Origin of the sequence: Streptomyces sp. NPDC091287 (assembly GCF_044768525.1) — a bacterium.
In the GTDB taxonomy this organism is placed as follows: domain Bacteria; phylum Actinomycetota; class Actinomycetes; order Streptomycetales; family Streptomycetaceae; genus Streptomyces.
The window spans coordinates 454,195-465,840 of record NZ_JBIVUV010000002.1 but is presented as its reverse complement, the minus strand read 5'-3'; the positions used below and the strand labels follow the sequence as shown (position 1 = coordinate 465,840).

Annotated in this window: 9 protein-coding genes; 2 read left to right on the top strand and 7 right to left on the bottom strand. The window is 73.5% G+C overall.

Annotation, left to right across the window (positions count from 1 at the left end):
- On the top strand, positions 1-207 hold a 207-nt coding region (locus ACIQRW_RS04825), incomplete at its 5' end, for a response regulator transcription factor (protein ID WP_403754382.1).
- Positions 208-364: 157 nt separating this feature from the next.
- Here the strand turns inward: ACIQRW_RS04825 and ACIQRW_RS04820 are convergent.
- Together ACIQRW_RS04820 and ACIQRW_RS04815 are read right to left on the bottom strand one after the other, a co-directional pair.
- Positions 365-886 carry a redoxin domain-containing protein gene (locus ACIQRW_RS04820; protein ID WP_403754379.1) on the bottom strand — a complete coding sequence of 174 codons (522 nt, stop codon included), beginning with the start codon at positions 884-886 and terminating at the stop codon, positions 365-367.
- A 127-nt stretch (positions 887-1,013) separates the two neighbouring features.
- Positions 1,014-1,400, bottom strand: coding sequence for an ArsR/SmtB family transcription factor (locus tag ACIQRW_RS04815; RefSeq protein ID WP_403754376.1), 387 nt, complete (start codon positions 1,398-1,400; stop codon positions 1,014-1,016).
- A 95-nt stretch (positions 1,401-1,495) separates the two neighbouring features.
- Here ACIQRW_RS04815 and ACIQRW_RS04810 point away from each other — a divergent pair, with 95 nt between their 5' ends.
- Positions 1,496-3,487, top strand: coding sequence for a heavy metal translocating P-type ATPase (locus tag ACIQRW_RS04810; RefSeq protein WP_403754373.1), 1,992 nt, complete (start codon positions 1,496-1,498; stop codon positions 3,485-3,487).
- 40 nt (positions 3,488-3,527) lie between these two features.
- Here the strand turns inward: ACIQRW_RS04810 and ACIQRW_RS04805 are convergent, their stop codons facing one another.
- The 5 genes from ACIQRW_RS04805 to ACIQRW_RS04785 all read right to left on the bottom strand — a co-directional run bounded on the left by ACIQRW_RS04805 (position 3,528) and on the right by ACIQRW_RS04785 (position 11,554).
- Positions 3,528-5,678 (bottom strand): ATP-binding protein, encoded by a 2,151-nt coding sequence (locus ACIQRW_RS04805; protein WP_403754370.1) that lies wholly within the window; start codon positions 5,676-5,678, stop codon positions 3,528-3,530.
- Positions 5,675-6,379 carry a DUF4255 domain-containing protein gene (locus tag ACIQRW_RS04800; protein WP_403754367.1) on the bottom strand — a complete coding sequence of 235 codons (705 nt, stop codon included), beginning with the start codon at positions 6,377-6,379 and terminating at the stop codon, positions 5,675-5,677. Before ACIQRW_RS04800 ends, ACIQRW_RS04805 begins: the two co-directional genes overlap by 4 nt.
- Complete coding sequence (locus ACIQRW_RS04795) at positions 6,376-9,618, bottom strand: hypothetical protein (protein ID WP_403754364.1); 3,243 nt, start codon at positions 9,616-9,618, stop codon at positions 6,376-6,378. Before ACIQRW_RS04795 ends, ACIQRW_RS04800 begins: the two co-directional genes overlap by 4 nt.
- Before the next feature lie 348 nt (positions 9,619-9,966).
- On the bottom strand, positions 9,967-10,350 hold the full coding sequence (locus ACIQRW_RS04790) for an XRE family transcriptional regulator (protein WP_215107157.1): 384 nt from the start codon (positions 10,348-10,350) through the stop codon (positions 9,967-9,969).
- A gap of 502 nt (positions 10,351-10,852) precedes the next feature.
- Positions 10,853-11,554 (bottom strand): RES domain-containing protein, encoded by a 702-nt coding sequence (locus tag ACIQRW_RS04785; RefSeq protein ID WP_403754361.1) that lies wholly within the window; start codon positions 11,552-11,554, stop codon positions 10,853-10,855.
- Positions 11,555-11,646: the final 92 nt, after the last annotated feature.

Genomic DNA, 11,646 nt, shown 5'->3' with positions numbered 1-11,646 from the left:
CACGGCGCCACCAACCGGCAAATCGCTCAGGCCCTGTTCATCAGCGAGAAGACCGTTGCCATCCACGTCTCCCGGTTGCTGGCGAAGCTCGGCGCAGCCAACCGCGGCCAGGCCGCGGCCATAGCGCATCAGCAGGGCTGGGTACCGGGAACAGGCGACATCCCCCGGCCCCCCGGGTCCTGCTCATCGCAGAGCTGTTCCCGGTAGCCGACGACGTGGGTGAGCGGCGGGGCGAAGGCAGCCCTGCTCATGTGCGTCGTCGGGTACCGATCGCGTCAGTCGTTGTGCTCCGAAGCCGAGGTCGGCCCGGCCTGGGCATGGGAGGAGGAGCGGCGCGCGTTCCTGCGGCGGATGGCCCAGGCCGTCAGGAGCAGCGCGGCCAGGAGCCCGGCCAGGGTGGCGGGGCCGACGGTGTCCAGGGTGTCGGCGAGGACGCGTTGGGCGGCGCCGGCGGTGTCGATGACGGGGTCGGTGGTGGCCGGGTCAAGTCCTTCATGCCCTCGTTCTTGTCCATCCCCGCCACACCGACGACGTTGGCCCTGCCCGCGTAGTCGGCCGCGACCTTCGCGGTCGCTGTGGCCTGGGCCTTGCACTTGGGACACCAGGGCGCCCAGAACCACAGCACGGTCGGCTTGCCCGCCAGCGCGTCGGCCTGGAACGGCTTCCCGTCCACCGTGGTCGCGGTGAACCGCAGCGCCTGCGGCACGACGGGCGCAGTGGTTCCATCGCTGCCGGCGTCGGGGGAGGCCGTCGGCTGTCCGGCGGACGACGAGCCCGGAGGGGATGCACCTGTCGGCTCGTCGTCGTCGCCGCTGTCCGCTCCGCATCCCGTGAGGGCGAACAGGGCGGCGACGAGGAGGGCAGGCAGAACAGTGCGGGCGCGCATGGTGGACTCCTGTGCGGTCGGGATGGGAGTGACTCCGGATCCGCCCTCCCCGCCCTGCGGCCGCTACAAGCCGCGAGGCTGTCGGCGGTGAGCGCTCCGCCTTGCGGGGAGCCGACCCTCGCGGGAATCAGCCGGCGACGGCGGACCCGGGGGCCTCGGCCGGGAGGTCACGGACGCCCAGGCGCAGGTGTTCGACGTGGTAGAGGGCCTGGTCGAGGAGTTCGGCGACGTGGTTGTCGTAGAGGGCGTAGATGATCGAACGGCCATGACGTTCGCCGGTGACCAGGCCGAGGTTGCGCAGCAGGCGTAGCTGGTGGGAGCAGGCGGAGGCCTCCATCCCCACGGCGTCGGCGAGGTCGCTCACCGAGCAGGGGCCTTCCTGGAGGCGGGCGAGAATGTGCAGCCGCGAGGGTGTGGCGAGGGCCTGGAGGGTGGCGGCGACGTCGGCGGCGCCGACCGCGTCGAGGCGTTCGCGGGTGGTGGCGCTGCTCCTGGCGTCTGCTCCGTGGCCCATGCCGTCATCATACGCGCGACACATGAAGACCTATTCATATATTCTTGTATGGTGAGCGTGTTGCCCGTCGTCCACCCGTGAAGGGTTGCTCTGTCATGTCCTCTGTCGTGGATCAACGGCCCGAGCCGGCGACCGCCGGGGCTCCGCGCCCGGTGGCGCCGAGGCGGCGTACGCGTCTCCTGGCGCTGCCGGAAGCCCGGTGGGCGCTGGCCTCCCTGGTGCTGTTCCTGCTGGCGCTCCCCGTGTATCTGCTGGGTGCTCCGGCGTGGGCGTGGGGCCCGCTGTTCGCCGCCTGCTACGTCACCGGCGGCTGGGATCCGGGGTGGGAGGGGCTCAAGGCCCTGCGGGAGAAGACGCTGGACGTGGACCTGCTGATGGTCGTCGCCGCGCTCGGCGCCGCCGCGATCGGGCAGGTCCTGGACGGGGCTCTGCTGATCGTCATCTTCGCCACCTCCGGCGCCCTGGAGGCGGTCGCGACCGCCCGCACCGCGGATTCCGTGCGCGGCCTGCTCGATCTCGCCCCCGACGTCGCGACCCGGCTCCGTGCGGACGGCGTCGAGGAGACCGTGGACGCCGAACGCCTCGCGGTGGGGGACGTCATCCTGGTGCGCCCCGGTGAGCGGGTCGGCGCGGACGGGCACGTCCTGGACGGGGCGAGCGACGTCGATCAGGCCACGATCACCGGCGAGCCGCTGCCGGTGGCCAAGCAGGCGGGGGACGAGGTGTTCGCCGGCACGGTGAACGGCACCGGTGCTCTGCGGGTGCGCGTCGAGCGGGATCCGGCGGACTCGGTGATCGCCCGGATCGTGAAGCTGGTCGAGGAGGCCTCCGGGACCAAGGCGCCGACCCAGTTGTTCATCGAGAAGGTCGAGCAGCGGTACTCGATCGGCATGGTCATCGCCACCCTGGCCGTCTTCGGCATCCCGCTGGTCTTCGGCGACGACCTCCGGTCGGCGCTGCTGCGCGCGATGACGTTCATGATCGTCGCCTCGCCGTGCGCGGTGGTCCTGTCGACCATGCCGCCGCTGCTGTCCGCGATCGCCAACGCGGGCCGCCACGGCGTGCTCGCGAAGTCCGCGGTCGTGATGGAGCGCCTGGGCCAGGTCGACGCGGTGGCGCTGGACAAGACCGGCACCCTGACCGAGGGCACCCCGCGGGTCACCGACGTCCTCCCCCTGCCCTCGTCGGGCCTGGACGAGGACCGGCTGCTGGCGCTGGCGGGGGCCGCCGAGCACCCGAGCGAACACCCCCTCGCCCGCGCCGTCGTCCGGGCCGCCCGGACACGCGGCCTCGTCCTCGCCGAGGCGACCGGTTTCGCCTCCTCCCCCGGGGCCGGCGTCACCGCGACCGTCGGCGGCCGCACCGTCCGGGTCGGGTCCCCGGCCCGCCTCGCCGCCGGCGGTCCCGGCCTCGACGAGACGGTCCGGTCGCTGGAGGACGGGGGCCGTACCGCGGTCCTCGTACTCCTCGACGGCGCCCCGGCCGGCGTGCTGGGGATCGCGGACCGGCTGCGCCCGGACGCGCGGGCGACGGTCGCCGCGCTCACCGAACTGACCGGCCGCACCCCGGTGTTGCTCACCGGTGACAACGAACGCGCCGCCCGCCGACTGGCCGCCGAGGTCGGGATCAGCGACGTCCGTGCCGGGCTCCTCCCGCAGGACAAGGTCGCCGCCGTGCGGGCCTGGGAGGCCGAGGGCCTGCGGGTGCTGGTCGTCGGCGACGGGGTCAACGACGCGCCCGCGCTGGCCGCCGCGCACACCGGCATCGCGATGGGCGGGGCCGGATCCGACCTCGCCCTGGAGACCGCGGACGCCGTCGTCGTCCGCGACGAACTCGCCGCCGTCCCCGCCGTCGTGGCCCTCTCCCGGACCGCCCGCCGGCTGGTCGTCCAGAACCTGGCCATCGCCGGTACCTTCATCGCCGCCCTGGTCGCCTGGGACCTGATCGGCACCCTCCCCCTGCCGCTCGGCGTCGCCGGGCACGAGGGCTCCACCGTCATCGTCGGCCTCAACGGCCTGCGTCTCCTGCGGGAGGCCGCCTGGGAGAGGGGCGCCCTCAGCGACATCGGGCCGGCGCGCGGGCGCTGAGGCCAGAGGAGGCCGGCGACGACCGTCGCCGTAACACCCGCTACCGCAGGCCGCGCCGCCGCTCCTTCGCCAGCCACGGCCCGAACTCGCTCTCCAGCACCAGCCGTCCGAGCTTGCGGTACTCCTGGAGCACCGCCGTGACGAGCTGGTCCATGTCCAGTGGCTCCCCCGACTCGGCCGCGAAGTAGGCGGCGGTCACCGCGCAGGCCCGGATCGACCCGCCGGCCAGCTCGAACCGGTCCGCGCAGAACTCCAGGTCGAGCGCGGCGTCGCGCGGGATCGCCGGGCCCAGACAGCGGTCCCACAGGGCCAGGCGCTGCCGGGCGTCGGGCATCGGGAACTCGGCGATCACGTCGAGGCGGCGGGTGAACGCCTCGTCGAGGTTGGCCCGGAGGTTGGTGGTGAGCACGGCGATGCCGTCGAAGGACTCCATGCGCTGGAGGAGGTAGGCCGACTCCACGTTGGCGTGCTTGTCGTGCGCGTCCTTGACCTGGGACCGCTTGCCGAAGATCGCGTCGGCCTCGTCGAACAGGAGGATGCCGTTGACGTCGGAGGCCTCGACGAAGATCCGCTCCAGGTTCTTCTCGGTCTCCCCGATGTACTTGTCGACCACCGTGGACAGGTCCACGACGTAGAGCTCCATGCCCAGTTCGGCGGCGATCACCTCGGCGGACATCGTCTTGCCGGTGCCGGACTCCCCGGCGAACAGGGCGATGACGCCCCTCCCCCGGCCGCCGCCCGGCCGCATCCGCCACTTCCCGAGGACCGTCTCGCGGTGGCGGGCGCGCAGGGCGAGTTCGCCGAGCTGGGTGCGGGTCGCCGGGGGCAGCACCAGGTCGTCCCAGCCGACCGCGGGCTCGATGCGGCGGGCGAGCCGTTCCAGGCCCGCGCCGTTCTGGGCGCGGACGGCCGTACGCAGGTCCTCCGGGGTCACCGGCCGCTGCCCGATGACGGCCAGCCGGGACGCGACGGTGCTCGCCCTGCGCAGTTGGTCGGAGTCGAGCCGGTAGGCGGCGGCGGACTCGATGAGGGCGTCGCCGGCGGACGCGTGCGCGGCGGACAGGCCGACCGTCCGGCCCGCTTCGGCGAGCGCGCGCCGCCATTGGCGCCCGGCGCCGTCGGGGTCGGGGGGCGGGACGGTGACGGGCACCGGGCTCTCCGCCGTCCACAGGGGGTCCCAGTTCTTCTTCCCGTACGCGATCAGGGGCGTGGAGCCGAGCGCCGCGCACAGGGAGCCGAGCAGCCGGGCCCCCTCGGGGCGTTCGGGGGCGAGCTTTTCGAGCGGGCCGAGGATCACCCCGGCGTGGCCGAGGCGGGCCTCGGTCGCCAGGGCCCGTACGAGCGGGGCCGGTTCGGCGGCGGTGGCGAGCGCCGCGACGTCGACGACCAGCGGGCGCCGGCCGGCCGCCGCCAGCGCCTCGACCGCGAGGCCGCGCGGGTCGCCGCCCCGGTCGAGCAGGTGCACCAGACCGCTGCCCGTGCCGAGGGCTGCCGCGATCCGGGAGACCTCGGGGCGCTCGTCCGGCTCCCGAGGGGGCGTGGCCTCCTGGACCAGCCCGCGCAGCCGGCCGTCGGTCCCTTCGTCTCCGAGGAGATGCGCGGTGACCCGGTCCGGTACGCGCAGGGTCCGGGAGAGCAGTGGGCGCTCGCCGTCCGTGATCTCCAGCAGCCCGCCCGCGACGAGCGGGGCGGACGGCGTGAACCGGAAGCGCCCGGAGCCCGCGGTGGGCAGCCCGCAGAGTTCCAGGGCCAGCCCGATGGTGGGCCGGCGGCGGGTGAGGTCGTCGTTGAGGTAGCCGTACAGCCGCTCGAACCGGGTGTCGATGTCCGGGGCCACGGCGACCAGCAGGAGTTCGACGTCCAGCGGGGCGAGACCGAAGCGGGCCGCCAGTCGGCCGAGCCGGCTCCCGGCCGGGGTGTCCGGCGAGGACCCGTCCGCGTACGCCGGTACCGCGGGCCCGTCCTCGTACGCCGGTACGGGCGTGAACGCGTCGCGGGTCTCCAGGATCCGTGCCGCGCCCTCGGGGGTGAGGTACTGCCCCCGGTAGGGGTCGTCGGGGTCCGGGTCGACGGCCCGGCGAGCCGCGACGGCCTCCCGGACCCGCTGCTCGACGCGGCCGAGCCGCTCCCAGAGTTCCTCGACGCCGGTCAGGGGGCCGTGCCCGTGGAGCTGTTGTGGTGCCAGGGTCATCGTGCGGCGTTCCCCCGCTTGCGTCGGCCGGGCGGCAACCGCCGCTCGCGAGGCGCGGCGAAGCCCTCCCCGCCCGGGTCGGACGCTCCCTCGTAGCGCAGGCGCCGGCCGGGGCCGTCGTCGTCGCCTTCCAGGTGGGGTGCGGCCTTCATCACGAGTCCTTCGGTGACGGGCGGGCCCGCGGGGGTACGTTCGCCGGCCAGCGGTGCGACGACCCGCAGATCGATCGCGGCCTTCAGCTCGCCGCCGAGCGCGGACCAGACGTCCGAGGCGGAGGGTCCGCCGGCTCCCGGCCCCGCCGCCTCCAGCTCCACGGTCAGGCCGAGTTCGGCGAGGCTTCCGGTGTGCATCCGGGCGGGCAGCACCTCGGAGCGGACGAGGACGCGCAACACCTCGGAGAGCAGCCGGTGTTCGTCCTGCGGGCGGTTGGTCCAGGCGGTGACCAGATAGGTCAGCTCGAACCAGCGGGGCGGGGTCCGCCAGCCGGTGACCATGCCCTCCTCGTCGTGTGTCTCGGCCGTGCCGCTGCGCCGCCTGCCCGCGTCCTCGCGGATGCCGTGCAGGAAGACGCTGATGGTCGGGGCGTTGCGGCGGGCGGACCAGTCCTTGGTCGGGGCGTCGAAGACCAGGTCGACGCCGCTGTCCTCCAGGCCGGCCTCGGCCAGCAGCAGCCGCAGCCCCTCGTCGACTTCGTGGATCATCGGCGGATCACCTCGTCCGGCGGGGTGATGGTGCCGAGCACCACGAGGAAGTCGGTCTTCACGGGGCTGAAGCCGGGGCCCTTCGCGGTGATCGTGCGCGGCCCGGTCCGGTCCTTGGCCACGATGAGGAGCTGGGCGATGAACGTGCCGTCGCCCAGCGGCCGGGTCGGGGCCGCGGCGGCGGTGATCCCGGGCTTCCAGCTGAGGGTGACGGGCGCGCCGGGCGGGAAGTCCTTGCCCCGTACGGAGGTGACGAAGCCGGGCTTGCCGACGGCGGGCACCGAGATGATGCGGGGCTGGAGGATACGCAGCGGGATCCGGGAGACGTTGTCGCGGAGGCCGGCGTCGGTGCCCGTGGTGGTGAGCGATGCCGTGATCGTCGTACGGAGGGCCTTGTCGGGCGACAGGACGACGCTGATGACCGTGGACGCGCCGGGTGCGAGGTCGGGGAGCGTGCACGTGCCGCCGGTGCAGCCCGCGGGGAGCGGTCCGGCGGGAATGCCTCCGGGCAGTCCGAGCTTCAGCCGGAGTCCGGTGGCGAGCGCGTTTCTGCCGTTGCGCACGGTGTACGTCACCACGACCTTGCCGCCGACGTAGCCGGGGCTGGGCTGGGCCCGCACGGTGACGCCGGGCCCGGCCTCGGGCGCGGGCGGCGGCGGTGCGGGGGCCGGCGGCGGGGGCGGCGTGGTCGTCGGCGGCGGGGTGGGGGTGGGCGTCGTCGGGGTCGGGGACGGCGTCGTGGGAGTGGGCGTGGGCGTGGGCGTCGGGGTCGGCGGCGGCACGTCCTCGACCGGGACGATCGTTCCGGTGGCGTTGTCCGTGGGGTTGGGGTCGAGGACCGCCCCGGTGACGGACCAGTTGACCCGCTGGTCGCCGGTGGTCACACCGGTCAGCCGGGCCGTGATCGTCACGTCGGTCCCGGGCGGGACGATGCCGAGGTCGCACTGGGGCGTACCGGCGGCGCAGGTCCCGGCGTCGGTGGTCAGCTCCTCCAGCCGTACGCCGGGCGGGGCGTCGACGGTGAGGAGGGTGCCGGGCGAGGGCGAGGGGCCCCGGTTGGTGACGGTGATCGCCACCTCGGTGGACGAGCCGACCTCCACCGGGTCGCCGGTGGGCGGTGCGGTCAGCGACAGGTCGACCGACTGCTGGAAGGCGGGCTCCTTCTGCCGCCCGTTGTGCGTGTTGTCGAGGGGAGCCACGTCGCCGGAGGCGATGTCGAGTACGGAGAGCTGCTCCATGGAGTTCGCCGGGAACTCCCGGCGCGAGGTGAACAGAAGCTTGCCGCCGTCGGGGGACCAGGCCACGTCACGGGGCTGGTGGGGGCCGGTCACGGAGGTGTCGGGGACCGGCAGGTCGCAGCCGTCGGGGTTGTCCTTCTGGACGGAGGGCAGCACGACCCGGCAGCCGCCGCCGCGCAGGGGCTTGATGAGGACCCCGGCCTGCTGGTTGACCCTGCCGCCGCCGTCCTTGCGGTTGAAGGCCACCTTCAGGCCGTCCGGGGAGAAGGCGGGGCTGTCGTCGATGACCTCGCAGTCGCCGGGGCAGATGGTGGCGCTCAGATCCCGCTGGCGGTCGAGGTTCGCCACCGGCACGACCCAGATGTGCTTGTTGGCGCCGTTGCCGTTGATGACCTGGCTGCGGGTGAAGGCGAGGTTGACGCCGTCGGAGGACCAGGTCGGCTGGGCGTCGTCGCCCGTCTGCCGGCCCTCGGGCGGCCGGATCTCGTCGAGGATCGCGCCGCTGGCGACGTCGGCGATGAGGATGCGGCTCGGGCCCGCCTCGTCCCCGACGCCGCCGGGCGAGGTCCGGGTGAACGCGAGCTTGGTGCCGTCGGGCGAGAAGGTGGGGTCGGTGTCCCAGTCCTTGGGGCCGCGCCCGTCGAGTCGCAGCACCTCCGCGTTCGTGCCGTCGGCGTCGGCCATCCAGATCTGTTCGATCCGCCCTTCGGCGCCGTCCTCGAAGCGGGTGACGACGATGCGTAGGCCGTCGGGCGTGTAGCTCTGCCGCTCGTGCCACGGGTCGTACCCGGCGGCCGGCCTGAACAGGGGGTTCTTGGCGTGGTCCGTGTTCGTGCGGGCCGCCGGGTCCTCCTTCAGGATGGTGAGGTGCAGGTCGCGGGGGTCGGAACCGTCCTGGCGGACGTCCTGGAGCGTCACGATGGACGACGCCGACAGGTCGCCCACCGGTTTGGCGGTGATGCGGGGCACGATGACGGTTCCGGCCGGGGCGAACCAGGTGGGCGGTCCCACCTCGCGGTTCTCGTCGACCAGTTGGTTCGGCGGCTTGTCCTGGAACGCGGTCACCCGGTAGGCGTGGTCGAAGTCGTCGCAGCCGCAGGTGTGGTACGGGCTGAGGAAGACGATGTCGTTGCCGTCGGGCAGCCAGGAGGCCGAGCGGGTGCCCCATTCGGCGTGCGCGCCGGCCAGCAGCGGCCGGTCGGTCCCGATGCCCTGGGTGGCCCGCAGTTCGGTGCCGTCGTCGACGGCCGGGTCGGGGTTCGTGGTGAGGGTGTACGCGACGAGGCCCCGGCGGGCGTCGTCGTCCACCGGGTTCCAGGACGGCTCGGTGGCGTCGCCGGCCGGTCCGTCGCTGATCCGGGTGCGCGGGCCGCCGGCGACGGCCTGCACGAATATCTGCCATCCCCGCAGGGCGTCGCCGTCGCAGGCGTACGCGATGCTCTTGCCGTCCGGGGACCAGGTCGGGGACTCTTCGTTGTCCGGGGTGTCGCTGAGCCGGCGCAGGCCCGAGCCGTCGACGCCGATCGACCACAGGTCGCGCTGGACCGTGCCGCCGGGCCCGGGCTCCGCCGAGTCGAAGACGACGGTCCGGCCGTCCGGGGAGAGTTCGGGGTGGGCCGCGTCCCGGTCGGTGGTGAGCCTGCGCACCGATCCGTCCGCGCCGCGTACGTACACCTGGGGCCGGGCGCTGTCACGCAGGCTGGTGAAGACCAGGAGGTCCCCCCGGGCGGAGGGGTCCTGGTCGTAGTGGGTGGGGCCGTCGCCGAACAGCGGGTCGGTGGTGTCCGTGTCGTTGGCGCGCCCCAGGCTGCGGTGTTCGGTGCCGGCGAAGGCGACGCGCCCCGCCTGGAGCGGTTCCGCGTCCGCCACGGCGGCGACGGCCTCGGCGGCCGCGTGCGGGGCGGCGGCCGAGCCGACCAGCAGCAGCGGTGCCAACAGCACCACCGCACCGGTCAGTCGGCCCAGCCGGGAATGCTTTGCCGGGCCAGCAGTGCCGGTCACGGCCCACCTCACAGTCTGTCGATGACTCTCCACCGGCCAGCTTCGCCCCCGCGCGGGGGCGAAGGACAGGCCGCGAGTACCCGGGACGGGGGAAGGGATCGCTGCCCTTTGCGGCGGGTGGGGGCACCGCGCCCGGGGCACCGGGCCGGCGAGGGGCCGGATTCGGCCGATGGGGTGGCGGATTCGGCCGGTCGGGGCCGGAGTGGTCGGCCGGTCGGGGCCGGAGTCGGGCGGTGGGTGGGCGGAGTCGGCCGGTGGGTGGGTGCCGGGCGGGGCGTACGACGGCGCCGCCGGTGACGGAGGTCCGTCAGGCCGGCGGCGGCGTCGCTGCTCAGGTGGGCGGGGGCGTCAGAGGTCGCCCTGGAGGTAGGAACGGGCCGCGGCCATCACGTCCTTGAAGTGCCCGTCGGCGATGGCCTGCAAGGGCGACTCGTCCTCCAGCTGGGGGTTCATCCCGATCATCCAGGCGCGGGCGGTGTGAGGGTTCTCGCCCTCCTCGATGAGCTTGAAGATCTGGTAGGCGGTGCGCAGGCGCACCTCGGCTTCGTAGCGCGGGGCGTTGAGCGCCCTGCACCATTTGCCGACCTGCTTGGCGTCCTCGATGCCGGCGACGTGCGCGGTCACGCGCTGGCTGAAGTTGTCCTGCAAAAAGCGCGCGATGTCCGCGATGGTCTGCTCCGTCGTGTCCCGGTGCGCGCGGGCCTCGGCGGCGGTCTCTCGCATGGTCTGCATGGTCTCCTCGTTTCCTCTCGCTCGCCGTGAGGCGACGGCCGAGGATGCGGGCGCCGGAAGCGCGATGACAGGAAGGGGGCTCGTGGCGCTGCCGTTCGTCAGGCTCGGGCGTGGGGTCCGCGCTGTGCGCGTGGATCCCCTGGCCGCTTCGGGCGCATCTTCGGGCCGGAGGAGGGGGCCGGGGTGCTGGGACATGCGGGTCGCTCCGCCACCGCGGTCGGGCGCGGCTTTCGGCAGGCGTAAGTGACCGACAGTCCGGGTCAACACGGCTTCCCCCCTCTGATATTGAGGAAAGGGTACCCGTCCACCTGTCACTTACTCCATACTTTTCCCACCTTAAAAGAGTGCTAAATCCCTCCTCTTGTTGCCATGCACGCCCCTGAGCTGCACGTTTCCGGCGGGGCCTCATGGTGGTGGAGCACGGGTAGGACCGCGTGCCGCGGGGCGGGGCACCGGATAGGGGGACACGCCGCACCGCCAGTCGGCCCCACCGGGGTGCGGATCACCGGACGGTGAGGCCGTACTCGCGGGCCACTTCCTTCAGTTCGACGGATTCGGCGAGGATCGGGCGGCGCTCGGCCTCGACGTAGTCGGTGCCGCTGAGGACGGCCCAGCAGCGGCGTCCGCCGTATCCCGACCGGTAGGCGATGCCCTGGGCCAGCCGGTGCCCTTCGGCGTTGCGCTGGGCCACGGTCCAGGCGGCGATCTGCCGTGCGACCCGGCGGTCCCGTCCGTGGATGTGTTCCTCGCTCAGCGGTCCTTCGATGCCCCACGCTTCGAACTCGTGCCGCAGCTCCCGGCGGAGCACCTCGCGGGTGGCGTCCGCGTCGACGTCCAGGAACCGGGCGTCGGACGCCAGCTTCAACCGGACCAGGATGTGGGTGTCGCGCCAGCTGGACGCGAGATGGCCGAGCTTCATCCGGCCGGCCGCGACGGGCTCGTCGGCGAGGAGTTCACGCATCTTCGGCTGGACCCGGAAGTGGGCCAGGGCCTCGGCGTAGCAGCCGGCCTGTTCGGACGCGCAGTAGAGCATGCCGTAGGTGAAGAGGCTGAAGCGGCCCGCCGACGATCCCTCGATGGTCTCGGGTTCGATCCGGTTGAACTTCAGCGGATCGCTCGATTTGCCGAGCCGCCAGATGCCCCGGTTCGGGGGGAGCGCGAGCTCGACCGGAGGAACGGCGCCTGGGTCTAAGACAGCGGTCATGAGTCCTCGATAGCGATATCTGTGATGGCGTGCCCGTGGGTCCCGGCTCGCGGCTGATCATTGTGGCGTACGCACCCCGCGCCTGTCGGCCC